General features: G+C 58.7%; 22 protein-coding genes, 1 tRNA gene and 2 other RNA genes. 11 read left to right on the top strand and 14 right to left on the bottom strand.

Features of this window, described 5'->3' with window-relative positions; all coding sequences use genetic code 11:
* The first annotated feature begins 11 nt into the window (after positions 1 to 11).
* The 3 genes from RTM13_RS01305 (at position 12) to RTM13_RS01295 (ending at position 431) form a co-directional block, all read left to right on the top strand.
* A non-coding RNA gene (locus RTM13_RS01305) (RtT sRNA) lies at positions 12 to 144 on the top strand.
* Positions 145 to 169: 25 nt separating this feature from the next.
* Positions 170 to 254: transfer RNA gene (locus RTM13_RS01300), tRNA-Tyr, on the top strand.
* Between the two features lie 44 nt (positions 255 to 298).
* A non-coding RNA gene (locus tag RTM13_RS01295) (RtT sRNA) lies at positions 299 to 431 on the top strand.
* Between the two features lie 113 nt (positions 432 to 544).
* Here the strand turns inward: RTM13_RS01295 and RTM13_RS01290 are convergent.
* A complete protein-coding gene (locus RTM13_RS01290; protein WP_042396076.1) occupies positions 545 to 988 on the bottom strand; it encodes an Lrp/AsnC family transcriptional regulator in 444 nt (147 codons plus the stop codon).
* A 106-nt stretch (positions 989 to 1,094) separates the two neighbouring features.
* On the opposite strand from RTM13_RS01290, the gene RTM13_RS01285 reads away from it, so the two are divergent.
* Positions 1,095 to 1,994 (top strand): DMT family transporter, encoded by a 900-nt coding sequence (locus RTM13_RS01285; RefSeq protein ID WP_312209477.1) that lies wholly within the window; start codon positions 1,095 to 1,097, stop codon positions 1,992 to 1,994.
* Here the strand turns inward: RTM13_RS01285 and narI are convergent.
* From narI to RTM13_RS01260, 5 genes are all read right to left on the bottom strand, one after another.
* Positions 1,991 to 2,668 carry a respiratory nitrate reductase subunit gamma gene (gene narI / locus RTM13_RS01280; protein WP_312209475.1) on the bottom strand — a complete coding sequence of 226 codons (678 nt, stop codon included), beginning with the start codon at positions 2,666 to 2,668 and terminating at the stop codon, positions 1,991 to 1,993. The two genes, RTM13_RS01285 and narI, sit on opposite strands and share 4 nt — an antisense overlap.
* Positions 2,668 to 3,378, bottom strand: a complete 711-nt coding sequence (gene narJ, locus RTM13_RS01275; protein WP_312209473.1) for a nitrate reductase molybdenum cofactor assembly chaperone — start codon at positions 3,376 to 3,378, stop codon at positions 2,668 to 2,670. The genes narI and narJ overlap by 1 nt, the downstream gene beginning before the upstream one ends.
* On the bottom strand, positions 3,375 to 4,910 hold the full coding sequence (narH, locus tag RTM13_RS01270; RefSeq protein WP_312209471.1) for a nitrate reductase subunit beta: 1,536 nt from the start codon (positions 4,908 to 4,910) through the stop codon (positions 3,375 to 3,377). Before narH ends, narJ begins: the two co-directional genes overlap by 4 nt.
* A complete protein-coding gene (locus tag RTM13_RS01265; RefSeq protein ID WP_312209469.1) occupies positions 4,907 to 8,650 on the bottom strand; it encodes a nitrate reductase subunit alpha in 3,744 nt (1,247 codons plus the stop codon). Before RTM13_RS01265 ends, narH begins: the two co-directional genes overlap by 4 nt.
* Positions 8,651 to 9,035: 385 nt before the next feature.
* Positions 9,036 to 10,430: a NarK family nitrate/nitrite MFS transporter gene (locus RTM13_RS01260; protein WP_312209467.1), complete on the bottom strand. Its 1,395-nt coding sequence runs from the start codon at positions 10,428 to 10,430 to the stop codon at positions 9,036 to 9,038.
* 309 nt (positions 10,431 to 10,739) lie between these two features.
* Between RTM13_RS01260 and narX the strand changes: the two genes are divergently transcribed.
* Together narX and narL are read left to right on the top strand one after the other, a co-directional pair.
* Positions 10,740 to 12,536 (top strand): nitrate/nitrite two-component system sensor histidine kinase NarX, encoded by a 1,797-nt coding sequence (gene narX, locus RTM13_RS01255; protein WP_312209465.1) that lies wholly within the window; start codon positions 10,740 to 10,742, stop codon positions 12,534 to 12,536.
* The gene (gene narL, locus RTM13_RS01250; protein WP_312209463.1) at positions 12,529 to 13,179 is read left to right on the top strand and encodes a two-component system response regulator NarL; all 651 of its coding nucleotides are present in this window, start codon (positions 12,529 to 12,531) and stop codon (positions 13,177 to 13,179) included. The genes narX and narL overlap by 8 nt, the downstream gene beginning before the upstream one ends.
* Here narL and RTM13_RS01245 read toward each other — a convergent pair whose 3' ends face one another.
* Positions 13,180 to 14,562 (bottom strand): YchO/YchP family invasin, encoded by a 1,383-nt coding sequence (locus tag RTM13_RS01245; RefSeq protein ID WP_312209461.1) that lies wholly within the window; start codon positions 14,560 to 14,562, stop codon positions 13,180 to 13,182.
* A 235-nt stretch (positions 14,563 to 14,797) separates the two neighbouring features.
* Here RTM13_RS01245 and RTM13_RS01240 point away from each other — a divergent pair, with 235 nt between their 5' ends.
* The 4 genes from RTM13_RS01240 (at position 14,798) to RTM13_RS01225 (ending at position 18,035) form a co-directional block, all read left to right on the top strand.
* On the top strand, positions 14,798 to 15,313 hold the full coding sequence (locus RTM13_RS01240; protein WP_409456025.1) for a YbhB/YbcL family Raf kinase inhibitor-like protein: 516 nt from the start codon (positions 14,798 to 14,800) through the stop codon (positions 15,311 to 15,313).
* 19 nt (positions 15,314 to 15,332) lie between these two features.
* Positions 15,333 to 15,686 carry a DsrE/DsrF/TusD sulfur relay family protein gene (locus tag RTM13_RS01235; RefSeq protein WP_312209457.1) on the top strand — a complete coding sequence of 118 codons (354 nt, stop codon included), beginning with the start codon at positions 15,333 to 15,335 and terminating at the stop codon, positions 15,684 to 15,686.
* A 106-nt stretch (positions 15,687 to 15,792) separates the two neighbouring features.
* A complete protein-coding gene (locus tag RTM13_RS01230; protein ID WP_312209456.1) occupies positions 15,793 to 17,577 on the top strand; it encodes a methyl-accepting chemotaxis protein in 1,785 nt (594 codons plus the stop codon).
* A 212-nt stretch (positions 17,578 to 17,789) separates the two neighbouring features.
* Positions 17,790 to 18,035, top strand: a complete 246-nt coding sequence (locus RTM13_RS01225) for a DUF1883 domain-containing protein (RefSeq protein WP_312210108.1) — start codon at positions 17,790 to 17,792, stop codon at positions 18,033 to 18,035.
* A 7-nt stretch (positions 18,036 to 18,042) separates the two neighbouring features.
* Here RTM13_RS01225 and RTM13_RS01220 read toward each other — a convergent pair whose 3' ends face one another.
* Positions 18,043 to 18,738 (bottom strand): gamma-glutamylcyclotransferase, encoded by a 696-nt coding sequence (locus tag RTM13_RS01220; protein ID WP_312209455.1) that lies wholly within the window; start codon positions 18,736 to 18,738, stop codon positions 18,043 to 18,045.
* Positions 18,739 to 18,934: 196 nt separating this feature from the next.
* Positions 18,935 to 19,165: a putative cation transport regulator ChaB gene (gene chaB / locus RTM13_RS01215; RefSeq protein WP_042396109.1), complete on the bottom strand. Its 231-nt coding sequence runs from the start codon at positions 19,163 to 19,165 to the stop codon at positions 18,935 to 18,937.
* A 274-nt stretch (positions 19,166 to 19,439) separates the two neighbouring features.
* On the opposite strand from chaB, the gene chaA reads away from it, so the two are divergent.
* Positions 19,440 to 20,540: a sodium-potassium/proton antiporter ChaA gene (gene chaA, locus RTM13_RS01210; RefSeq protein ID WP_312209453.1), complete on the top strand. Its 1,101-nt coding sequence runs from the start codon at positions 19,440 to 19,442 to the stop codon at positions 20,538 to 20,540.
* A gap of 107 nt (positions 20,541 to 20,647) precedes the next feature.
* On the opposite strand, the gene kdsA is transcribed toward chaA, so the two are convergent.
* From kdsA to hemA, 5 genes are all read right to left on the bottom strand, one after another.
* Positions 20,648 to 21,502, bottom strand: coding sequence for a 3-deoxy-8-phosphooctulonate synthase (kdsA, locus tag RTM13_RS01205; protein ID WP_312209451.1), 855 nt, complete (start codon positions 21,500 to 21,502; stop codon positions 20,648 to 20,650).
* A gap of 38 nt (positions 21,503 to 21,540) precedes the next feature.
* Complete coding sequence (sirB1, locus tag RTM13_RS01200) at positions 21,541 to 22,350, bottom strand: invasion regulator SirB1 (protein WP_312209450.1); 810 nt, start codon at positions 22,348 to 22,350, stop codon at positions 21,541 to 21,543.
* Between the two features lie 65 nt (positions 22,351 to 22,415).
* Positions 22,416 to 23,258 (bottom strand): peptide chain release factor N(5)-glutamine methyltransferase, encoded by an 843-nt coding sequence (gene prmC, locus RTM13_RS01195; RefSeq protein WP_312209448.1) that lies wholly within the window; start codon positions 23,256 to 23,258, stop codon positions 22,416 to 22,418.
* Positions 23,258 to 24,340 (bottom strand): peptide chain release factor 1, encoded by a 1,083-nt coding sequence (gene prfA, locus RTM13_RS01190; protein ID WP_312209446.1) that lies wholly within the window; start codon positions 24,338 to 24,340, stop codon positions 23,258 to 23,260. The genes prmC and prfA overlap by 1 nt, the downstream gene beginning before the upstream one ends.
* Positions 24,341 to 24,376: 36 nt before the next feature.
* The gene (hemA, locus tag RTM13_RS01185) at positions 24,377 to 25,633 is read right to left on the bottom strand and encodes a glutamyl-tRNA reductase (protein ID WP_312209445.1); all 1,257 of its coding nucleotides are present in this window, start codon (positions 25,631 to 25,633) and stop codon (positions 24,377 to 24,379) included.
* Positions 25,634 to 25,726 lie beyond the last annotated feature (93 nt).

Below are 25,726 nucleotides of genomic sequence, written 5' to 3'. Positions count from 1 at the left end.
GTGAAGCTGACATATGCACTTATCGGGGAAGGGTAAGAACCTTCGACTAAGGTTCGACTCGAGCGAGAGCGAGAGAACGTTGCCTTCAGGCAACGGCCCGAAGGGTGAGGAGCGAAGCGACGAATAATCCTTCCCCCACCACCATCTCTACAAGCAAGATATCACCCCTGGTGGGGTTCCCGAGCGGCCAAAGGGAGCAGACTGTAAATCTGCCGTCACAGACTTCGAAGGTTCGAATCCTTCCCCCACCACCATCTCCTTATAAAGCACCCCATCTAAATCAAACCTCAAAGCCGCATGCCATTCCGTGCAGGGAAGGATGAGAAGCTTCGACTAAGGTTCGATTCGAGCGACAGCGAGAAAGCGTTGCCGTCAGGCAACGACCCGAAGGGCGAGGTGCGGAGCACCGAGTAATCGTTCCCCCACTCCGCGTCGATCTCCCCGGTGGCGCTGCGCTTACCGGGGCTACACTATCGTGGCACCCTGTCGATTCGAGGACGTAGGCCGGGTCAGGCGAAGCCGCCACCCGGCGTTGCCTCCAACATCATATCGGCGGCAGACGGCGCTTAACCGGCGAGCTTTTGACGATTGCGGTGTTGCTCTGGGCGTACTCCGCCAGGCCATCCAGCAGCTCATCCAACTGCTCTATTGAGCGCACAACCAGGCGCATCACGAAGCAATCCTCCCCGGTTACCTTGTCGCACTCAATACACTCCGGTATCGCCTGGATCATTTTATCGACCTTATGCAGCATGCCCGGCATGGGTCGAACCCGAACCAGCGCCTGTAGCGTATAGCCCAGCGCAGCAAGGTTAACGTGCGCGCCATATCCCTGAATAACCCCGCGCTCTTCAAGGCGCTTTACTCTTTCCGCCGTGCTGGGCGAGGTTAATCCGACTCTGGCGCTTAGCACCTTCAGCGACATGCGTGCATCTTCTGCCAGACAACCGACGATTTGGCGATCAATCTCATCGATAAGGTAATCCATAAACTTCACCTAATTTATAAAAGATAAATACGTCAATCACCTTATTAAGGTTATATCAAACCACGCTTAGTTTTCTAATAATAGAGTATCAAACGAGGAGGTAGATATGCGCGATATACAAAAAGGCGTCTGGCAGATGAGTCTGGCGATGCTAATTTCCGGCTCCATCGGTGCCTTTGTTTTACTCTCCGGCCTGCCAGTAACGGAAGTCGTTTTCTGGCGCTGTGCTATCGGCGCTATAGCGCTCTATCTCTTTATCCGCCTTAGCAAACAGCCTTTCAGCCGTTTAACGCGGGTAACCCTGACTCTTGCCATCCTCGGCGGCGTGGCGCTGGTCATTAACTGGCTGCTGCTGTTCGCCGCCTACGAGCGCGTCTCTATTGGACTGGCAACCGTGGTCTACAACACACAACCCTTTATGCTGGTGCTGATGGGCATGCTGTTTGGAGAGCGGGTCAGCCTGGTGAAATGGGGCTGGCTGATTCTCGCCTTTGTCGGCGTGGTAATCCTGCTCTCCAGCGAGCTAACGCAGGGCCATGCCGCCGGCTGGCTGATGGGGATCGCCCTGGCGCTGGGCGCAGCCTTCTTCTATGCCCTCACCGCGATGATCACGCGCAAGCTGCGCCCTATTCCACCGCAGCACATCGCCTTTATACAGGTGCTTACGGGCGTGGTAATGCTGCTGCCGCTGGCGCAGATGCCGGTTTTCTCCCGAGAGTTTCCCTGGGGGATCCTGTTGACCCTCGGCATCGTCCACACCGGCGTCATGTATCAGCTGCTCTATAGCGCGATTCAGAAACTGCCTACCCCGATTATTGGATCGCTGTCGTTTATTTATCCGGTGGTGGCGATTGTGGTGGATAACCTGGTCTTTGGACATACCCTCAGCGTCACCCAGCTGGCAGGCGGGGTGCTGATCCTTCTCGCGGCGGCGGGAAACAATCTTGGCTGGGGCGAAAAAAAACCTCGCCGCAGCGAGGTTGGAGTTAAACAGGAAGCCAATTAGCGACGGGCGCGTACAACCTGGTATTTGCGCGTCAGGTACTCTACCGGCGCGCTCCAGATATGCACCAGGCGCGAGAACGGGAAGAGCAGGAACAGCGTCATCCCCAGCACCAGATGCACACGGAAAATGAATGCTACCCCGTCAAGGTTCGACGATGCCCCGCCATGGAAGGTTACGATAGACTGCGCCCAACCCACCAGCTTCATCATTTCACTCCCGTCCATATGCTGGGCCGAGAACGGAATCGTCAGCAGGCCCAGCGTACACTGCACCATCAGCAGGGTCAGGATCAGGATATCTGCCGTCGTCGTGGTGGCACGCACGCGTGGGCTAAAGAGGCGGCGCTTAAGCAGCAGCAGGCCGCCTACCAGCGTCATGATGCCGAACACGCCCCCGGCAATCATCGCCAGCTTCTGTTTAACGTCAATCGGTAGAAAGGACTCATACATCCAGTGCGGAGTGAGCATCCCCACCAGGTGACCGGCAAAGATCCCGATAATCCCGATATGGAACAGGTTCGAGGCCATGTTCATTCCTTTGCGATCCAGCATCTGGCTGGAGCCTGCCCGCCAGGTGTACTGCCCGTAGTCATAGCGCAGCCAGCTGCCGACAAGAAACACCGTGCCTGCAATATAGGGATAGATGTCATAGAAGAACATATTAAGGAACTGCATTATTGCTGTCCTCCGGTTGTGATATTCAAATATTGCGGGGCCACCGCACCGGCGAAGCGGCGCTGATGAGAGGCGATCTCAGACTCACCGCAGCCCTGGTCGGCGAAGAATTTCACCTGCTCCTCCTCCCAGACGGCATCCAGCGCCTGGGGGGTATCGTCCCGGGCTTCACCGGCAATTTTCTCACCGACCTTCTCCCGGTCGACGTCGGTTTTGGCCAGCCGCAGCAGCAGCTCAAACAGGCTGGCATAGCGGCTTTCACGCTGTTGCAAACGGGCGTTGAGCAGGGCCAGAATCGGGGCGATATCCTCCAGTCCCGCCAGCGCGTCGCTTGCCGGGAGCTGCGCCAGATACTCCAGATAGAGTGGGAGATGATCCGGTAGCTCGCGGCGGTCGATAACCAGGCCCTGACGCTCGTACTGGGCCAGCAGATCCACCATCGCCTGGCCGCGATCGCGGGATTCGCCATGCACATGCTCAAACAGCAGCAGCGAGGTAGCGCGTCCACGATCGAACAGCTCGCTGTAGGCCGCCTGCGCATCCAGCAGATCCTGATTCATCAGGTCACGAATAAAAACGCTTAGCTGATGGGCATCCTTAAGCGACAGGTGCTCGGTCTCCGCCAGAGCATCGAACAGCTCCTGCTGATGCTGCCACAGGGCAGCATCCGGATACTCCAGCAGACGGGAAATCACGACGAGTTCAATCATGGGCGCGGCTCCGTTTTCTTCGTCACATCGACGGCATCAATACGGCGGCTGTTAAACAGGTTGAACTTGGTGTCGCTGCCGTGGCAGCCATCGCCGAAGCTAAAGCCGCAGCCGTTACGTTCCGGGAACGCATCCCGGGCCAGCTCGCGGTGGCTGGTCGGGATCACGAAGCGATCCTCGTAGTTGGCAATCGCCAGATAACGATACATCTCCTGCGCCTGGGCTTCGCTTAAGCCTACTTCTTCCAGGGCGCGAATATCGTTGACGTTATCCACGGTCTCGGCACGCTTGTAGTGACGCATCGCCAGCATGCGTTTTAGCGCCAGCAGCACCGGCTGGGTATCGCCTGCCGTCAGTAGGTTAGCGAGATACTGCACCGGAATGCGCAGGCTTTCGACGTCCGGCAGGATGCCGTTGCTGCCCAGCTCGCCCGCGTCGGCCGCCGACTGGATCGGTGACAGAGGCGGCACGTACCAGACCATCGGCAGGGTGCGATACTCCGGGTGCAGTGGCAGGGCCAGCTTCCAGTCCATCGCCAGTTTCCACACCGGCGACTTCTGCGCGGCGTCAATCACACTCTGCGGCACGCCATCCTTCAGCGCCTGCGCAATAACCGCCGGATCGTTCGGGTCGAGGAAGACGTCCAGCTGACGCTGGTAGAGATCTTTCTCGCTCTCTACTGCCGCCGCGTTTTCAATGGCGTCCGCGTCATAGAGCAGCACGCCCAGGTAACGGATGCGTCCTACACAGGTCTCGGAGCAGACGGTCGGCATCCCCGCCTCAATGCGTGGATAACAGAAGATGCACTTCTCGGACTTGCCGCTCTTCCAGTTGAAGTAGATCTTTTTGTAGGGGCAACCGGTAACACACATCCGCCAGCCGCGGCACTTGTCCTGATCGATCAGCACAATGCCATCCTCTTCACGCTTGTAGATCGCTCCGCTCGGGCAGGTGGCGACGCAGGCTGGGTTCAGGCAGTGCTCACACAGGCGTGGCAGGTACATCATGAAGGTGTTTTCAAACTGCCCGTACATCGCCTTCTGCATGTTCTCGAAGTTCCGATCCTGGCTGCGCTTCTCAAACTCGCCGCCGAGGATCTCCTCCCAGTTCGGACCGCTGACGATCTTATCCATCCGCTGACCGCTGATTTTTGACCGCGGACGGGCGATGGGCTGGTGTTTGCCCTCCGGCGCCGTGTGCAGATGCTGATAGTCGTAGTCGAACGGCTCATAGTAGTCATCGATCCCCGGCAGATGCGGGTTAGCGAAAATTTTACCCAGCAGCGTGGCGCGGTTACCCATGCGCGGCTGCAGCTTGCCGTTCACTTTGCGGATCCAGCCGCCCTTCCACTTCTCCTGGTTCTCCCAGTCATCCGGGAAACCCACGCCAGGCTTGCTCTCAACGTTGTTGAACCAGGCGTACTCCATCCCTTCCCGGCTGGTCCAGACGTTTTTACAGGTGACCGAGCAGGTATGACAGCCGATGCACTTATCAAGGTTCAGCACCATGCCTACCTGTGAACGAATTTTCATTTTGCGCTCTCCTGTACCTGGTCGTTGTTTTCGCCATCTAACCAGTTAATGTTCTTCATCTTACGGACCACCACGAACTCATCGCGGTTAGAGCCGACCGTGCCATAGTAGTTAAAGCCGTACGCCAGCTGGGCGTAGCCGCCGATCATATGGGTCGGTTTCGGGCTAATACGGGTCACCGAGTTGTGGATCCCGCCGCGCTGGCCGGTAATCTCCGAGCCGGGAATATTCACGATACGCTCCTGGGCGTGGTACATCATGGTCATCCCGGCGGGCACGCGCTGGCTCACTACCGCACGGGCGGTAAGCGCGCCGTTGCTGTTGAAGGCTTCGATCCAGTCGTTATCCTCAATGCCCAGCTCTTTGGCATCCACCTCGCTCATCCAGACGATCGGGCCGCCGCGTGACAGGGTCAGCATCAGCAGGTTGTCGCTGTAGGTAGAGTGGATCCCCCACTTCTGGTGCGGGGTGATGAAGTTCAGCGCCTTCTCCGGATTACCGTTGGACTTTTCGCCCATCACCGCTTTCACCGAACGGGTATCAATCGGCGGACGGTAAACCAGCAGGCTCTCGCCGAAGTCGCGCATCCACGGGTGATCCTGATAAAGCTGCTGGCGGCCGGAGAGCGTGCGCCATGGGATCAGCTCATGCACGTTGGTGTAACCTGCGTTGTAGGAGACATGCTCATCCTCAAGGCCAGACCAGGTCGGGCTGGAGATAATTTTGCGCGGCTGGGCCTGAATATCGCGGAAGCGGATCTTCTCCTCTTCTTTATTAGTTGCCAGATGGGTATGGTCGCGGCCGGTAAACTCGCTCAGCGCCGCCCAGGCCTTAACCGCCACGTGACCGTTGGTCTCTGGGGCGAGGGTCAGGATCATCTCCGCTGCATCGATGGCGCTGTTAAGCATCGGCTGGCCTTTCGCCGGGCCTTCTGCCTTGGTGTAGTTAAGCTTGCGCAGCAGATCCATTTCGCTTTCGGTGTTCCACGCGATGCCCTTGCCGCCGTTGCCCACCTTATCCAGCAGCGGACCGATGGAGGTAAAGCGCTCATAGGTCGCGGGGTAGTCGCGCTCCACCGGAATGATATGCGGCGCGGTTTTGCCGGGGATCAGGTCGCACTCGCCTTTCTTCCAGTCCTTAACATCCAGCGGCTGCGCCAGCTCGGCGGCGGAGTCGTGCTGGATAGGCAGGGTTACCACGTCAGTTTCGACGCCCAGGTGGCCCACGCACACTTCAGAGAACTTCTGGGCGATGCCTTTGTAGATCTCCCAGTCGCTTTTCGACTCCCAGGCCGGATCGACGGCGGCAGAGAGCGGATGAATAAACGGATGCATATCCGAGGTATTCATGTCGTCTTTCTCATACCAGGTTGCCGTCGGCAGCACGATATCGGAGTAGAGACAGGTGCTCGACAGGCGGAAGTCGAGGGTGACCACCAGATCCAGCTTGCCGTCGAGGCCATTATCATGCCACTCGACCTCTTCCGGCTTCACGCCGCCCTGCATGCCCAGATCCTTACCCTGAATGCCGTTCTCGGTACCCAGCAGGTACTTCAGCATGTACTCATGGCCTTTCCCGGAGGAGCCAAGCAGGTTAGAGCGCCAGATAAAGAGGTTACGCGGATGGTTTTTGCCGTTCTCCGGCTGCTCGGCCGCAAAGCGAATCGTCCCCTCTTTCAGCGCCTTGACGGTGTAATCCACCGCCGACATGCCCGCTTTTTCAGCTTCAGCGGCGATGCGCAGCGGGTTGGTGCCCAGCTGCGGTGCGGATGGCAGCCAGCCCATGCGCTCGGCGCGCACGTTAAAGTCGAGCAGATGGCCGCTGTAGCGGGACTTATCCGCCAGCGGAGAGAGCAGCTCCTGTGCGGTCAGGGTCTCATAACGCCACTGCCCGGAGTGGTTGTAGAAGAAGGAGGTACCGTTCATATGGCGAGGCGGACGCTGCCAGTCGAGGGCGAACGCCAGCGGCTGCCAGCCAGTCTGCGGACGCAGCTTCTCCTGGCCGACGTAGTGCGCCCAGCCGCCGCCGCTCTGGCCGACACAGCCGCAGAATACCAGCATATTGATCAGGCCACGGTAGTTCATGTCCATGTGGAACCAGTGATTCAGGCCTGCGCCGACGATGATCATCGAACGACCATGGGTTTTATCGGCGTTATCAGCAAACTCACGGGCGGTACGGATAATATGCGCCCGCGGCACGCCGGTTATTTTTTCCGCCCACGCCGGCGTATACGCTTTCACTTCGTCATAGCTGGCGGCGGCGTTGGCATCGCCCAGGCCACGGTCGAGACCGTAGTTGGCCATCGTCAGATCGTAGACGGTGGTGACCAGCGCGGTGCTGCCATCCGCCAGCTGCAGGCGTTTTACCGGCAGCTTGTGCAGGAGGATATTTTGCAGCTCAACGCGGTTGAAGTGCTCTGACCCTTCGTTGCCAAAGTAGGGGAAGCCCACCTCGGCGATATCATCGTGACCGCCCAGCAGGCTCAGGCGAAGCTCGGCGTCCGCCCCGCTGGTGCCGTCGCGCTGCTCAAGGTTCCACTTCCCTTTCTCGCCCCAGCGGAAACCGATGGAGCCGTTAGGTGCAATCAGCTCGCCGCTGTCATTGCAGGCCACGGTTTTCCACTCAGGGTTATTCTCCTGACCGAGGGCATCCACCAGGTCAGCGGCACGCAGCATCCGCCCTGCCGCATAGTAGCCGTCGCGCTCTTCGAGCATCACCAGCATCGGCATATCGGTATAGCGACGCACGTAGTCGGTAAAGTACTGGCTCGGCTTGTCGAGGTGGAACTCGCGCAGCATGACGTGGCCCATCGCCATCGCCATTGCGGCGTCGGTGCCTTGCTTCGGGGCCAGCCACAGGTCACACAGCTTGGCGATTTCGGCATAGTCCGGGGTAACGGCAACGGTTTTGGTGCCTTTGTAACGGACTTCGGTAAAGAAGTGGGCATCCGGGGTACGGGTCTGCGGAACGTTAGAGCCCCAGGCGATAATGTAGCTGGAGTTGTACCAGTCGGCGGATTCCGGCACGTCGGTCTGCTCACCCCAGGTTTGCGGGGAGGCTGGCGGCAGGTCGCAGTACCAGTCGTAGAAGCTCAGGCAGGTGCCGCCGATCAGCGACAGGTAGCGCGCGCCGGAGGCGTAGGAGACCATCGACATCGCCGGGATCGGCGAGAAGCCCGCCACGCGGTCTGGGCCGTAGGTTTTAACGGTATAGACGTTAGAGGCGGCGATCAGCTCGTTGACCTCCTGCCAGGAGGAGCGGACAAAGCCGCCGCGTCCGCGCGCCTGCTTGAAGCTTTTCGCTTTGTCGGCGTCTTCAATAATAGAAGCCCATGCGTCAACCGGATCGCTGTGCTGAGCTTTCGCTTCACGCCACATTTTCATCAGGCGTTTGCGCATCAGAGGGTATTTCAGGCGGTTAGCGCTGTAGAGATACCAGGAGTAGCTGGCCCCACGCGGACAGCCGCGCGGCTCATGATTAGGCATATCAGGACGGGTACGCGGGTAGTCGGTCTGCTGGGTTTCCCAGGTGACCAGACCGTTTTTGACGTAGATCTTCCAGCTGCAGGAGCCGGTGCAGTTTACGCCGTGCGTGGAGCGCACAATTTTGTCGTGCGACCAGCGGCTGCGGTATCCATCCTCCCAGTCCCGGTTTGTTTCATGGATCTGGCCATGCCCATCGGCAAAGGTTTCGCCCTTCTGTTTGAAGTAGCGAAACCGGTCCAGGAATTTACTCATCGGGTTTCTCCTGTGTGGAGCCTGCTGGCTCTCTGAAAAAGCGACATTGCTGCGAATGAGGCGACGTTAACGCGCTGAAAGGACGTGAGAATTGATGGCGATCAAGGCAGGCAGGCATAGCAAAAGCGGTGTATTTTTCATCTACCTCCAAAGTGGCAGAGAGGATGATTTTTTATCTTGCTGATTTATTAGGTTTTTATCATTTAACCCGCTTTTTTTACAATGGTATTTCAGCGTCAGGGGTATTAAGGGGTAGATCCTCTGACGAGCCGCCACCGGTTTCATAGTAACGGGAGCGGGTAACGCTCTCTATAAAGTATGTTGTAACTACAAAAGAGGTAAAAAAAGCGCGGCATTGCACCGCGCAAGGATAATCAACAGTGCTTTATTTTGTTTTAGCTTTACGTCCGTAAACCACCCAGGTGATAAACACGCAGGCGATGTAGAACACGAGGAAGACTTTCATTGCTCCGGCCGGGGAGCCGGTCAGCGCCAGCGAGGTGCCGAAAGCCTTGGGGATAAAGAAGCCGCCAATCGCGCCGATGGCCGAAATGAACCCGAGCGCCGCGGCCGTATCGGTCGCCGCCTCTCGCAGCGCCTGCTCCTCGCTGCCGCCCTGCGCTTTCACCCGCTCCATGGTCATCTTGCGGAAGATCACTGAGATCATCTGGAAGCTGGAGCCGCTTCCCAGCCCGGCGGTAAGAAACAGCATCAGGAAGACAGCGAAGAAGGCGCTAAAGTTACCCTCGCTTCCGGCCGATGGCAGGGTCAGGAACAGCAGCGCGCTAAAGATCGCCATCGCCACAAAGTTCAACAGCGTTACGCGAACGCCACCCAGCCGGTCAGAGAGCGCCCCACCCGCCGAACGAGCCAGCGCGCCCACCAGCGGGCCGAAGAAGGCAAAGTGCAGCACGTTGACCTCAGGAAACTGGGTTTTGGACAGCATTGCAAAGCCTGCCGAAAAACCAATAAACGAGCCAAAGGTGGCCAGGTAGAGGAAGCCCAGGATCCACAGATGCACGCGCTTAAGCACCGGCAGCTGCGAGCGCAGCGAGGCCTTAGAGGTCGCCAGCTCGTTCATGCCAAACCAGGCCGCGAGGGTAAAGACAATCAGGAATGGCACCCAGATCCAGGCGGCGTTCTCCAGGTAGAGCATGGAGCCATCTTCCTGCTGAACGCCGGTCGCGCCAAAAAAGGCAAACAGCGAGAAGGTGATCGCCAGCGGGGCCAGCAGCTGCATCACGCTCACCCCGAGGTTACCCAACCCGCCGTTGATCCCCAGGGCACTACCCTGCTTCTGCTTGGGAAAGAAGAAGCTGATGTTAGCCATGCTGGAGGCAAAGTTGGCACCGGCAAAGCCACAGAGCAGGGAGATGATGATAAAGGTGCTAAATGGCGTGCTGGTATCCTGGACGGCAATGCCCAGCCAGACGCAGGGAACGATCATGATCCCGGTACTGAACGCGGTCCAGCGGCGGCCGCCAAAGATAGGCACCATAAACGAGTACGGCACCCGCAGCAGCGCTCCGGAGACGGAGGGTAGCGCGGTCAACATAAAGAGCTGATCGGTCGTAAAATTAAAACCAACTTTATTAAGATTAACCGCCACGGCGCTGAACAGCATCCAGACGCAAAACGCCAGCAGCAAACAGGGCACGGAGATCCACAGATTGCGGCTCGCCACGGACTGGCCACGCTGCTGCCAGAAAGCAGGATCCTCCGGTCGCCAGTCGGTAATGACGGCTCCGGTGGTCCTTTCAGGTATGGAAGAGTGACTCATAGACACCTCTGATAAGGGATTTAACCCCTGCCACCATAGGGTTTACGCCAGCGCTTAAGTTGATATAAATCAAAGGAAAAGTTGCCATTTCAGCGACGCTAAAACCGCCCTACCCCTAAATGGGCAGCTGAAACTGACAGAAAAGCTGTGGTTTTTCACGCCGGTGACGCGTTTGCGCGTTGTCACTCTCCAGCCCGCGTCTGGCTCGACAATAAAGGAGTAACTCTTTTGGGGTATGGGTATACTCCAGGGTATAGCCGAAAATAGCCCCACTCCCGGTGAGTTGCCGGGTCAGGAGTCTTGCCGTTTATGCTAAAACGCCTCTTTTCACCGCTAACGCTGGTTAACCAACTGTTGCTGATCGTTCTGCTCTCTACCGCCATTGGCGTAACCGGGATGGCTATCTCTGGCTGGCTAGTGCAGGGAGTACAGGGCAGCGCCCACGCCATTAACAAGGCGGGATCGCTGCGAATGCAGAGCTATCGCCTGCTGGCCGCCATGCCGCTTACGGAAGCCGACCAGCCGCTAATCGATGAGATGACCCGCACGGCATTTAGCCCGGAGCTGACCCAGGCTGCGTTGCGTGATGGCCAGCTGCCTCAGCTGCAGGCGCTCCAGCGCTACTGGCAGCGCAATCTTATTCCGGCCCTGGTGCAGGCTCAGGACGCAGCAGCGGTATCAGGCGAGATTGCCACCTTTGTGAACCGCATCGACCAGTTGGTGAGCAGCTTCGATCGCCGCACCGAGCAGCGGATCGATCGCGTTCTGCTGCTTCAGCGCGGCATGGCAGTGTTTATGGCCCTGCTGCTGGTCTTTACCGTGATCTGGCTGCGTGCGCGTCTGCTGCAGCCCTGGCGGCAGCTGCTCAGCATGGCCCATGCCGTGAGCCATCGCGATTTCACCCAGCGAGCGCATATCAGCGGGCGTAACGAGATGGCCAAGCTCGGCACGGCGCTCAACAACATGTCCAGCGAGCTGGCCCAGAGCTATGCGGTGCTGGAGCAGCGGGTAAAAGAGAAGACCGCCGGGCTGGAGCAAAAGAACGAGATCCTCTCTTTCCTCTGGCAAGCCAACCGTCGTCTGCACATGCAGGTTCCGCTGTGCGAGCGCCTCTCGCCGGTGCTTAACGGCCTGCAAAATCTCACCCTGCTGCACGATATCGAGCTGCGCGTCTACGATCTGGAAGATGAGGATAACCGCCAGGAGTTTACCTGCCAGCCGGACATGACCTGCGATGACATCGGCTGCCACCTCTGCCCGCGCGGGATCCTGCCCACGGGCAACGGCGGCACAACCCTGAAGTGGCGGCTGGCGGATAACCATATGCAGTACGGTCTGCTGCTGGCAACCCTGCCGGCGGGACGGCACCTGAGCCACGATCAGCAGCAGCTGGTGGATACCCTGGTGGAGCAGCTTACCGCCACCCTGGCGCTGGATCGTCACCAGGAGCGCCAGCAGCAGCTGATGGTGATGGAGGAGCGCGCCACCATCGCCCGGGAGCTGCATGACTCTATCGCCCAGTCCCTCTCCTGTATGAAGATGCAGGTCAGCTGTCTACAGATGCAGGGTGAGAGCCTGCCCGACTCCAGCCAGCAGCTTCTGGGGCAGATCCGCAACGAGCTTAATACCTCCTGGGCGCAGCTGCGCGAGCTGCTAACCACGTTCCGTTTGCAGCTCAACGAGCCGGGCCTGCGTCCGGCGCTGGAGGCGAGCTGCCAGGAGTATAGCGCCCACTTCGGCTTCCCGGTCAGGCTGGACTACCAGCTGCCGCCGCGCATTGTGCCCTCCCATCAGGCCATCCACCTGTTGCAGATTGCCCGCGAGGCGCTGAGCAACGCCCTGAAACACTCCGGTGCAAGTGAAGTCACCGTCACGGCGGTTCAACTGGGACGGCAGGTGAAGGTTAGCATTAGCGACAACGGCTGCGGTGTGCCGGACAACGCCGAACGCACCAACCACTACGGATTAATTATCATGCGCGATCGCGCCCAGAGCCTGCGCGGAGATTGTCAGGTTCGGCGGCGGGAGTCCGGCGGCACCGAGGTGGTGGTGAATTTTATACCCGAAAAGCTTCTCTCATCCGTACAAGGAGATAAACATGAATAATCAGGACCCCGCGACCATTTTGCTGATTGACGATCATCCGATGCTGCGCACCGGCGTCAGGCAGCTTATCAGCATGGCCAGCGATATCCGCGTGATCGGCGAAGCCAGCAACGGGGAACAGGGTATTGAGCTGGCGGAGACGCTGGATCCCGATCTGATCCTGCTCGATTTGAATATGCCCGGCATGAACGGCCTCGAGACGCTGGACAAGCTGCGGGAGAAGGCGCTCTCCGGACGGGTGGTGGTCTTCAGCGTCTCCAATCATGAAGAGGATGTGGTCACCGCTCTCAAGCGCGGCGCGGATGGTTACCTGCTGAAGGATATGGAGCCAGAGGATCTGCTGAAGGCGTTACAGCAGGCGGCAGCGGGTGAGATGGTGCTGAGCGAAGCGCTGACGCCGGTGCTGGCCGCCAGCCTGCGCGCCAACCGCGCCACCTCCGACCGGGACGTGACCCAGCTGACGCCGCGCGAGCGCGATATCCTGAAGCTGATTGCCCAGGGCCTGCCCAACAAGATGATTGCCCGCCGTCTGGATATTACCGAGAGCACGGTAAAGGTGCACGTTAAGCATATGCTGAAGAAGATGAAGCTCAAATCTCGCGTGGAAGCGGCGGTCTGGGTGCATCAGGAGCGTATTTTCTGATCACCCCTCCGGCAGCTGCGGCCAGCGCGGAGCGGTGTTCTGTGCACTTACCAGCGGCTCGGCCAGCGTAAGCGCGATCTCATTGGAGGAGACGCGCTGCCCCTGCTCATCCTCCACCGTAACCGACAGACGCCACGTATTGTTGGCCCCCTCCCGGCTATCCCAGGCGGGCATGATAATGCTCCAGCCTTCGCTGCTATTGGCATTAACCGGCGGAGTCAGGCTCAGCGCCTGAGTATCCCCCTGCCAGGCGATAGAGCGGACACCGTAGCGGCTGCGCACCTGCACCACCATCTGTACCGTTTCACCCGGCTTGAGATCCCACGGCGGCGTAGCGAGAAAGACCGACAGGGTCTTTCGCTGGCGATACTCCATCACCGGCAGGTTATTGCGTGCCGGGCTGTCATAGCGGCTGCCGCGCAGGGATCGGCTCTCCGCCACCTCGCTGGCGGTAAGCTGTTTTTTAAGCGGCACGCCGAAGCGATAGTTCAGATTGAGGCCAAGGTTGTTCTGACTCTCTCCGCTCTCACCCTGCTTATGCTGAGCAGTTACCGTCACCAGCGGCACCGGGGTATAGTTGACGCCAACGTTGACCGCTACAGGGTTGTGGTAGCCCGAGCCGGAGTCGAAAAGATCGACATTGTCGCCAAAGTACTGCTCCAGGCTCAGGCTGGTATTGATATGTTCATAAAACGGCAGCCGCGCCTGAGCAGTGACGTCATAGCCGCGCGCCAGCCGCTGTTGAACTGCCGTACCGGAGTAGTCCCAGCCAGAGAGCGGCTGGTAGTAGTTGGCGGAGAGGCGCAGGTACTCGCCCCAGGCCTCAGCGCCCAGCCCGGCGCGCTGCAGATTCTCATCCAGCAGGTTATCGTAGAAGGTGTTGTAGCCGAGCAGCCAGTGCCCGGCGACCCAGCGCTGGCCGATACCGGCATTGCTTACCAGGCCTTCATCCTGCTGGGTTAATCCCAGCTGGCTCCAGCTTAGATAGCGGTTGTTATCCTGCCAGGGGATAAACCAGCTCCCCTGGCTACCGGTAAAACGTCCGTCATCGTTTACCAGCACGTTAACGCTGGCGTTTCCCCAAGGGGAGAGCCACGACTCCAGCTGCTCATTCACATCCTCGCTAACGGCATCGCGGATCTGACCAAAGGCGAACTGGCGCGCCTGCTGACCGGCGGTGAGGCCATTATCGGTCTGGCTGGCTTCGCCAAAGGCTTTCGCCATTTCGGCCACGCTTTTAACACGGGTGTCACCGGTGGAGGTCAGCCCAAGATCCGGCAGGCTGTCGTTGTCAAAGGGGTTATGCGGCTGCTGCTGTGCGATGGCGCAGGCATCATTTATGCCTCCTGCCAGCAGCAAGAGTAGAAGAAGCGGGGTTTTCAACAGAGCGTTAGAGCGAAAATTCAGCGGTAGCCCCTCCGGTCTGACCAGCGATTAAAGCCTTATTTTATCGATTTTTACGACTCTTTTCAGCCTTACGCAAATTTTCAGGAAAAACCTTAACTGTTACCGTCTCGTCAGGTCTACAGTTAATTTATCTCTTAATGCATCTATTTATTGCAAGGTATGACGAGTGGTAACTATGAGCAAAAGGTTGCGATGGATCCTGTTGAGTTCAATGATGTTTTATGGTGCAGCTTCGCAGGCTAGCGAACTGTTTATGTTGCAATCCCCGGCGTTTGCCGACAACGGCCTGCTGGATAAAAAATTCGCTGGCAACGCTAAGGATAACCCTAACTGCACCGGTGAAAACCAGTCACCAGCGCTCATCTGGAGTAACCCTCCGGAAGAGACTAAAAGCTTTGCCCTGATTGTTCACGATCCTGAGGGGGCAAAAGGCCTCGGCGTGACGCATCTGGTGGCGTACAATATTGCCCCGTCCGCCACCGGTTTTCCGGCCAACGCCCTGCGCGATGGCAAAATGTTTACCGGCGGCAAAAATAGCCCCGGCTCCGATCGCTGGCATGGCCCCTGCCCGCCGCCCGGCAGCGGCGCGCACCACTATACCTTTACGCTTATCGCCACCAGCCAGGCACCGGATCTTCCCGCTGGCCTGACCCGCGAAGCGCTGTTAGAGAAGCTAAAAGGTAAAGCGCTGGCCGCCACCGGCCTGATTGGCCGCTTCGGGCAGTAGCGTTAATAAGGAAGAGATAATGCAAAAGATCGTGATTGTCGCCAACGGTGCGGCCTACGGCAGCGAGTCCCTGTTTAACAGCCTGCGCCTGGCGATTGCCCTGCGTGAGCAGGCGGAGGAGCTGGATTTGCGCCTGTTCCTGATGTCGGATGCGGTTACCGCCGGGCTGCGTGGGCAGAAGCCTGCCGAGGGCTACAACATTCAGCAGATGCTGGAGATCCTGACCGCGCAAAACGTGGCGGTGAAGCTGTGTAAAACCTGTACTGACGGACGCGGCATCACCGCCCTGCCGCTTATCGACGGCGTTGAGATTGGCACCCTCGTCGAGCTGGCTAAGTGGACGCTGGCGGCCGATAAGGTATTAACTTTCTAATAATTCCCTAACTTAAATATATTTTTCTTATACTTTCTCGCCGAGCATCAAGTTCGCCTGCTGTGTTGCCGATAGGCTTTTACACAACACAGCAGGTATAACAATTATGTTCAGATCCATTCGCGCACGCATTACCGCAGCTACCGCCGGCTGTCTGGCTATCGCCTTACTGATCAACACCGTGATCAACTACCAGGTAACACGCCAGGATAACCAGCAGGCCCAACGGGATATTCTCTCCAGCACCAGCACCAGCCACAGCGGCGCGATTGCCGACTGGGTTAACAGCAAAATGACCATGATCGCCTCGCTGCAAAGCGCCGCGCTGACGGCGGATCCGGTCCCTGCTTTCGCCCAGATCGCTCAGGCAGGCGGCTTTATTAACGTCTATGTCGGTTATGCCAGCAAAACGGCGAAGTTCTCGGATTCTAACGGCATTCCCGCCGACTACGATCCGACCATTCGTCCCTGGTATCAGCAGGCAGCTAAAGCCGACGCGCCGATCGTCACCGCCCCCTATGTCGATGCCGCTTCTGGCAAGCTGGTAGTAACTTTTGCCGTGCCGGTGAAGGAGAACGGCACGCTAAGCGCGGTGGTGGCTGGCGACGTGGCGATGGACAGCGTGGTGGCTAACGTGCGCACTATTCAGCCGACGCCGCAGAGCAGCGGTCTGTTGATCAGCAGCGACGGAGCGGTGATTGCCGCCAGCAATGCCGATCTGACCCTGAAGCCGTTCGGCGAGGCGATCTCCGGCGCGGATTTCAGTGCACTTCAAGCAGGCAGCCCGGTAGACGGCGAATTTGACGGGGCGCAGAAGGCGCTGATGGCGAAGCCTGTTAAAGGCACCAGCTGGCTGCTGGTAGTCGCGCTGGATACCCACGATGCCACCAGCGGCATGCGCGCCCTGCTGAAGGCCTCGGCCCTGTCGCTGATCGTACTGGTGCTGATTGGCGTAGCGGTGATGCTGCTGCTGGTCACAACGATGCTGAAGCGTCTGGTGGCGATCCGTGATGCGATGCTGGCCATCGGCGACGGCACGGACGATCTCTCCCAGCGCCTGCCGGAGAGCGGTAATGATGAGGTAGCGCAGATCGCCCACGCCTTTAACATCTTCAGCGATAAGCTGGCGGTGGTGATGGTGAAACTGCGGGACTCCAGCACCTCGGTACAGCATGCGGCGCAGGAGATCGCTGCCGGTAACCAGGATCTCTCCGGTCGTACCGAGCAGGCGGCCTCCAGCCTGCGGGAAACCGCCAGCGCCGTAGAGCAGATCACCGCCTCGGTGGCCCAGTCCACCGACTCCGCAGCCCAGGCAAACAGCCAGGCGCATACCGCCTCTGAAGCGGCTTCGCGCGGCGGCAGCGTCGTATCGCAGGCGATCTCGACCATGCACGCCATTGAAGAGGCGTCGGCCAAAATCGGCGATATTACCAGCGTCATTGACGGGATTGCTTTCCAGACCAACATCCTGGCGCTGAACGCCGCCGTAGAGGCCGCCCGTGCTGGTGAGCAGGGACGCGGCTTTGCGGTGGTCGCCGGGGAGGTCCGCACCCTTGCCAGCCGCAGCGCCCAGGCGGCGAAGGAGATCAAAACCCTGATCGAGTCGACCACTGAGAGCGTAGCCACCGGGTCGCGCTACGTACGCTTAGCGGGCGAAAGTATGACCGATATCGTCTCCAGCATCGACAGCGTCTCGGTCATCATGCGCGAGATCACCGTCGCCACCAGCGAGCAGATGAAAGGCATCCAGGAGATCAACCATGCGGTAATCGACCTTGATCGGATGGTGCAGCAGAACGCCGAGCTGGTAGTGCAGTCTGCCGCCGCTGCCGGCGCGCTCCAGTCGCAGGCGGGAGAGCTGGCTGAAACCGCAGGACATTTCCGCATTTAATCCCCTCCCGGCGCGCTTTTGAAACGATTTAGCGCGCCGGGATAGGGCTTTGACGCACAATGTCACTTTTGTTTAATCGTTACGCCATTTTTTGATCAAAATCAGCATCGCGACTTCGTCCGTTTGGTGTGATGCAGGGAGCAAGTGTGAACAAAATCACACGAGGATTGTCCGGCAGGGAGCGCTTTATAGTCATTAACGGGGTAAATAAAATGGCGCTGGTGAAAGCAAGTTTGACATTGTTTGGTGGAGATACGGTGGTGGTACGCTGTTCGGAGAGCTGCCATATTCATTTGATGAGTGCGAAGAGCCACACGGCGAACGCCCAGACCGATATTCTGAGCGTACAGGATCGTAATAGTGCGTATCTAACCGTGCCCTACAGCGGTACCTGGAACGTGTTGATCGACAGCCACAGCCAGTCGCTGGAGCACTCCATCAGCTACGTGGCTGCCTAATCACTTCTCAGGCGAAACCGGGCTGCATCGACTGGCCCGGTTCTTCGCCGCTTATCAGTCCCCGCACCTTCCCGACCAGGTCGTTCAGACAGTCGTCATGCATACCAAGCTTAATCAGCTCCTGCTCCAGCGAGAAGAGATATTGCGCGTTGGTGCCCAGCGGACCGCTGGCCGCCGCGATCAATGGCGCGATGACCTGAGCACGGGTATCGGACTCATAGAGCGCATGACGGGGATCCATAATAAATACCAGGGCGTTTACCGTCCGGCCATCGTCCAGGGCGAGCCTGCACCAGGTGGGCAGATAGCAGCCGGTGATCATCTCTCGCTTCCACAGCAGGGTCAGCTCCTGCTCCAGCGTCTCATCAGGCAGACGGTAGGCGACGCCGGTGGTGCGTCCGCCCTCTTTCAGGGCAAGCATTCGTCCCGGCTGGCAGGCTGTGCCGCGACCAGCGGTGAGACGCAGGCAGAAGGCGCGATGCCAGCCCACCAGCGTGCCGGTGCAGGATTCGTTAAACTCCAGCGCCGGGTTCCACATCAGCGATCCGTAGCCAAAGATCCAGACCGGCCCCCCGTCGGGCCGGCAGGCCAGGGTTGCCGCCAGCGACGCCGCGCGCTGTTCTGCCGACCAGAGCAGCGCCGCTTCAATGTCGCCAAAGGCGGTTTTGCAGTCCGCCTGTATTAAAAAGTCGCGTGTTAACACCTTCTACCTCCACCACTGCGTGCTTCCATGCGACCGTTATATTGCATTCCGTGTATTTCGCTGCTGAATAAAAGCGCAGCCTGTGCAGACGATATGCAATTCGCGGGCCGCTTGCAAGCCTACGGCACGCCATGCCGCACGAATGCGGCAGCGTAAAAAAGAGGTAGCTGGCGTTTACGATAGTTATTTCAGCGGCTTATTTCTTTTTATGCCATTTATCATCATCGCCCTTCTCGTACTCATGCTTCACTGCCGCCCAGGCGACTTTGTGGGCGGTCTCTTCCCGGCTGTCGTCTCCGCGCCGGTCGTCTTTATCTTTGTACTGGTCCCAGGCGCTATTGAACGCCTCTTTGTAGATATCCTGAGCGTGGGCAGGAAGTACGTTTTTGACGTTGTCAGGCAGATCGCCTTTTGCTTTATAGGGCATGGGATATCTCCTTTTGGTTAACAAACCTTAAGTGTGGATGACAATGCCGCGCCTCGCCACAATATGTATAAATCTCTATGTCTCTAAGTGCAATAAACTGTTTATTAAACCAATTTTCAACAAAGCATCATAATCTGGACGTCATGAACAAAAAAATGGTCAATGCCGTAAAAAAAGGTAAACATTAGCTTAAAGTTGCCACCATTCTGCTATTTTAATCCCCTTAAAAATCTTAACTATACTCATCAGCAACCGCATAATATGGAGATCCACGATGACAGCGACGCACGAGGCGGTTAAAACCCGCCATAAGGAGACCACGCTCATTTTCCCGGTACTGGCGCTGGCAGTGCTTTTCTTCTGGGGTTCCACCCAGTCGCTGCCAGCCATCATTGGGATTAACCTGCTGGCGCTAGTGGGGATCCTGAGCAGCGCCTTTAGCGTTGTCCGCCATGCGGACGTGCTGGCGCACCGACTGGGCGAACCCTTCGGCTCGTTGATTTTAAGCCTCTCGGTGGTTATCCTCGAAGTTAGCCTTATCTCGGCCCTGATGGCCACCGGCGACGCCGCCCCGACGCTGATGCGCGACACCCTCTACTCCATTATCATGATCGTTACCGGCGGTCTGGTAGGCTTCTCGCTGCTGCTGGGCGGGCAAAAGTTTGCTACCCAGTACATGAACCTGTTCGGTATCAAACAGTATCTGATAGCCCTCTTCCCGCTGGCGGTGATTGTGCTGGTCTTCCCGATGGCGCTGCCGGGGGCCAACTTCTCCACCGGCCAGGCGCTGCTGGTTGCCCTGATCTCAGCGGCAATGTACGGCGTCTTCCTGCTGATCCAGACCAAAACCCACCAGAGCCTGTTTGTTTATGAGCATGAAGATGAGGGAGACGACAGCGATCCGCATCACGGCAAGCCGTCGGCGCATAGCAGCCTCTGGCACGCGGTGTGGCTGATCGTCCATCTGGTGGCAGTAATTGCAGTGACGAAGATGAACGCCAATCCGCTGGAGGCGCTGCTGACGGAGATGAACGCGCCGGTGGCCTTTACCGGCTTCCTGGTAGCGCTGCTGATCCTCTCTCCTGAGGGACTGGGTGCGCTAAAAGCGGTGCTGAATAACCAGGTTCAGCGCGCAATGAACCTCTTCTTTGGCTCGGTGCTGGCGACGATCTCCCTGACGGTGCCGGTGGTAACGCTGATTGCCTGGGCGACCGGCAACGACCTGGTATTTGCTCTCGGCGGACCGGAGATGATTGTGATGCTGGCCTCGCTGCTGCTGTGCCAGATTTCGTTCTCTACCGGGCGCACTAACGTGTTAAACGGCGCGGCACACCTGGCGCTGTTTGCCGCCTACCTGATGACGATATTTGCCTAGATAGTTTTAGGTCGGGTCATTGACCCTGCCAACAGATCAACGCCCGGCGGCGCAGGCTTGCCGGGCCTACACAGCTATAAAAAAACCCGCCGAGGCGGGTTTTTTTATTAGTTCTCGGTGTCCAGCTCGTCGAAGCTCTTGACCAGATCGTCAATGGCTTTAATCTGCTTCAGGAACGGCTCCAGCTTGTCCAGCGGCAGCGCGGACGGGCCGTCGCACTTAGCGTGGGCCGGATCCGGGTGCGCCTCGATAAACAGGCCTGCCAGCCCGGTCGCCATACCGGCACGCGCCAGCTCGGTCACCTGACCACGACGGCCGCTTGAGGCTGAGCCAAACGGGTCACGGCACTGTAGGGCGTGGGTCACGTCGAAGATCACCGGCGAGTTGCCGGAAACCTTCTTCATCACGCTGAAGCCCAGCATATCGACAACCAGGTTGTCGTAACCAAAGTTGGCACCACGGTCGCAGAGGATCACCTTCTCGTTGCCGCCTTCGCGGAACTTGTCGACGATGTTGCCCATCTGCCCTGGGCTAACAAACTGCGGCTTCTTCACGTTGATCACCGCGCCGGTTTTCGCCATCGCTTCCACCAGATCGGTCTGGCGAGCAAGGAACGCCGGAAGCTGAATCACATCCACGACCTCAGAAACCGGCTGCGCCTGGTGAGCCTCGTGTACGTCGGTGATCACTTTTACGCCGAAGGTCTGCTTCAGCTCCTGGAAAATTTTCATCCCCTCTTCCAGGCCTGGGCCACGGTAGGAGTGAATAGAGGAGCGGTTGGCTTTATCAAAAGAGGCCTTGAACACGTACGGAATGCCCAGCTTCTGGGTCACGGTAACGTAGTGCTCGCAAATGCGCATCGCGAGGTCGCGTGACTCCAGCACGTTCATGCCGCCAAACAGCACGAACGGCAGATCGTTTGCCACGTTAATATCGCCAATGCTAACCACTTTTTGTTTCATATAATCGCCTTATCAGGTTTGAATCGGAACTCATCGGATTAATGCAGCGTTATCTGCCGATGCGAAATCGTGTTGATCTGCGCGCGGATCATTTCGCTAATCGGATCTTCCGGACACTGCTCCACAAAATAGCTTAAATCATGCAGCGCGACGTGATCGCAATCGAGCTGGGCGTAAATCAGCCCGCGATCGCGGATCTCATAGGGATCTTCCGGGTTAAACTGTAACAGCGCTTCGCTGGTCCGCAACGCCAGCTCCATCTGCTGCTCTTCCATCAGCGCCGATTTGAGCGTATCGAGCAGCTTGCGGATCACCTCGGCGTTGTCCGCCTCGTCGAGATCCTCGTTAAACAGCTCCGCCGTCGGGCTGATATTGCCCTTCAGCCACACTTCAAGGGTGTGCTCATCCAGCGTGTCGCCGTTAAAGGGATTAATCAGCCACATCTCGCCGTCCAGCCACTCGGCGCGCAGAATCAGCTGCGTCGGGAAGATCACCGGGCTTAACGGGATATCCAGCTGTTCGGCCACCCAGAGCAGGATCGCCCCAAGGGAGACGGCGCTGCCCTGGCGGTTTTTCAGCACGCTATCAAGCCACAGCGCATCCGACAGGCGATAGACTCCCTGCGAATCCTGGAAACCCCAGTCGTCATAAAAGAGTGCGATCAGCTTCTCCAGCTGCACTTCCTGCGATTGCGCCAGGCTTATCTCTTCACGCGCCAGCGCAACCAGCTTATCCAGTTCATCACAGACATACTGCGACGGAAAGTCGTCGCGGATAAGTTGTGAAACGAGGATCATCCCGTCGCATAACGGTGCTTTATTAAATTCGAAATCGGCTAACGACCTCATTACTTACCCCAGTCACGGTATTCGACGTTGATGATAACGCCAAACGGCGCTTCAGTCAGCCTTGCTTATGGATGCGATGGGCATAACCTGCCTGCAGTCAGCCGCTCATTGCCGCCGTAATCCCGCGTGGTTTCAACATCCTGGTAGCCATTTTTAGCAAAAAGTGCCCGCACCTGCTCGCCCTGCTGCCAGCCATGCTCCAGCAGCAGCCAGCCGTCGGGCAGCAGGAACGCGCGCGCCTGGTCGATAATCCACGCCAGATCCGCCAGCCCGTGCTCCGCTGCCACCAGCGCACTGCGCGGCTCAAAGCGCACATCGCCCTCGGCAAGGTGCGGATCCTGTTCGTCGATATAGGGTGGGTTGCTGACGATAGTGGCGAAGCGCTGTCCGGCCAGCGCGCTGAACCAGTGGCTCTGTAGCAGCGTGACGTTAGCGATGCCTAAGTGCTCGGCGTTACGCCGGGCAAGCGCTACGGCGTCGGGCATCAGATCCACAGCGGTGATATGACAGTCGGGACGCTCGCTGGCCAGTGCCAGCGCAATCGCGCCGGTGCCGGTGCCTAAATCGAGGATAGCGCAGGGGGATTCTGGCAGGCGGGTCAATGCCTGCTCGACCAGACACTCGGTATCCGGACGGGGAATCAGCGTCGCCGGAGAGACAAACAGCGGCAGCGACCAGAATTCGCGAATACCCACCAGGTGAGCCACCGGCTCGCCGCGCTGGCGACGGGCCAGTAGCGCCTCAAGCTGCGCCTGCTCGGCAGGCAGCAGCTCGGTCTCACCGAAGGCCAGAATAAAGGTACGCGCCCTGCCGGTAACGAAACCCAGCAGGATCTCCGCATCGCGGCGGGGGCTTTCGCTTGCCGCAAGCTGGCTTACCGCCTGGCGCAGCCAGTGCTGATAATCCATTAGTCCTGCTCGGCCAGCGCCGCCAGCTGATCGGCCTGGTACTCCTGCACGATAGGCTCAATCAGCATATCGAGCTTGCCCTCCATCACCTCGTCCAGACGGTAGAGCGTCAGGTTGATACGGTGATCGGTGACGCGCCCCTGCGGGAAGTTATAGGTCCGGTTGCGATCGCTGCGATCGCCGCTGCCCAGCAGATTACGACGGGTAGAGGCTTCCGCCTGCTGACGCTTATCGATCTCTGCCGCGCGGATACGTGAGCCGAGCACCGCCAGCGCCTTGGCTTTGTTTTTGTGCTGGGAGCGCTCGTCCTGGCACTCCACCACGATGCCGGTAGGCAGGTGAGTAATACGGATCGCCGAGTCGGTGGTGTTAACGTGCTGGCCGCCCGCACCGGAGGAGCGGAAGGTGTCGATACGCAGGTCCGCCGGGTTGATATCCGGCAGCTCGGCTTCCGGCAGCTCCGGCATCAGCGCCACGGTACAGGCGGAGGTGTGAATACGCCCCTGCGACTCGGTGGCCGGAACGCGCTGTACGCGATGGCCGCCGGATTCAAACTTCAGGCGTCCGTATACACCCTCGCCGCTCACCTTGGCGATGACCTCTTTAAAGCCGCCATGCTCGCCTTCGTTGGCGCTCATGATCTCCACGCGCCAGCGGCGGGATTCAGCGTAGCGGGTGTACATACGGAACAGATCGCCGGCAAAGAGCGCGGCTTCGTCACCGCCGGTTCCGGCGCGGACCTCAAGGAAGGCGTTGCGTTCGTCATCAGGATCTTTCGGCAGCAGCAGAACCTGCAGGTGCGCCTCAAGCTCCTCACCCTTCTCTTTCAGCTCGCGCAGCTCTTCCTGCGCCATCTCGCGCATCTCGGGATCGTCGAGCATCAGCTGCGCGGTTTCGATATCTTCCTGAATCTGTCGCCAGTCAGTAAAGCAGCGTGAAACATCGCTTAATTGCGCATATTCACGCGACAGCGCGCGAAAGCGATCCTGGTCTGCAATGGTTCCCGCGTCGCCGAGCAGCGCCTGAACTTCTTCATGGCGTTCGTGCAGGGCTTCCAGTTTGGCAACAATAGAAGGCTTCATAGGCGTAAATGCACCCTGTAATAAGAGGTTGTTGTGCTACTCCAGCCCGAGGCTGTTGCGCAGAATATGCAGGCGTTCGTCGTCCCCGTCACGGGCGGCCTGCTGAAGTGATTTGGTTGGAGTGTGGATCAGGCGGTTGGTCAGCTTGCGGGCCAGATCCTGCATAATGGCCTGGGCGTCGCCGCCCTGCTCAAGCGCGGCAAGGGCCTTCGCGGTGAGTTCATCGCGCACCTGCTCTGCCTGGCCGCGAAATTCACGAATCGTTTCGCTGGCGCTCTGGGCGCGCAGCCAGGCCATAAACTCGCTGCTCTCCTGAGCAACGATGGTCTCCGCCTCCACGGCGGCGGCTTTCCGCTGCGCCAGGTTGTGCGAAATAATGCTTTGCAAGTCATCAACGCTGTAGAGATAGGCGTTCGCCAGCTTGCCGACCTCTGGCTCGACGTCGCGAGGCACGGCGATATCCACCAGCAGCATCGGCTGGTTACGGCGAGATTTCAGCGCGCGCTCAACCATCCCTTTACCGATGATCGGCAGCGGGCTGGCGGTAGAGCTGATGATGATATCGGCGTCCTGCAGACGCGCATCGATGTCGCTCAGGGAGATCACCTCGGCACCCACCTCATCGGCCAGCAGCTCGGCGCGCTCGCGGGTACGGTTGGCGATGATCATCTTCTGCACCTTGTGCTCGCGCAGATGACGGGCGACCAGTTCAATGGTCTCGCCTGCCCCTACCAGCAGCACCGTAACGCTTGAGAGCGACTCGAAGATTTGACGTGCCAGCGTACAGGCGGCAAAGGCCACCGACACGGCGCTGGCCCCGATATCCGTTTCGGTACGGACTCGTTTAGCCACCGAGAAGGACTTCTGGAACATACGCTCCAGCGCGCTGGCGTTGATATGACCGCGGCTGGAGTCAGCGAAGGCTTTTTTCACCTGGCCTAAGATCTGTGGCTCGCCCAACACCAGCGAATCGAGGCCGCTGGCAACACGCATCAGATGGCTGACGGCGTCGTTGTCCTGGTGCCAGTAGAGGCTGTTGCGCAGCTCGTCTTCGTTCAGATGGTGGTAGTCACAGAGCCAGCGAATAAGCGCTTCCTGCAGATTATCCTGCTCTTCGACGCTCAGATAGAGCTCTGTGCGGTTACAGGTCGACAGTACCACCCCACCCTGCACCATGGGCTGCGCCAGCAGACTCTCCAGAGCCTGGTCGAGCGTGTCCGGCGTGAACGTAACGCGTTCCCGCAGCGAGACAGGTGCTGTTTTATGGTTGATGCCGAGCGCTAAAAGAGTCATGTCAGCGGGAGTAGTACCAGCGTTGATAAGGTTAGTCTGAGCGCATCATACAGGATGAGCCGGGTCAATAAAAGAGACAGCCCCCTTTTGGAG

Source organism: Pseudescherichia sp. (assembly GCF_031979925.1).
Classification (GTDB): domain Bacteria; phylum Pseudomonadota; class Gammaproteobacteria; order Enterobacterales; family Enterobacteriaceae; genus Pseudescherichia.
The sequence above is the reverse complement of the archived record's forward strand: the minus strand, read 5'-3'. Positions and strand labels throughout refer to the sequence as shown.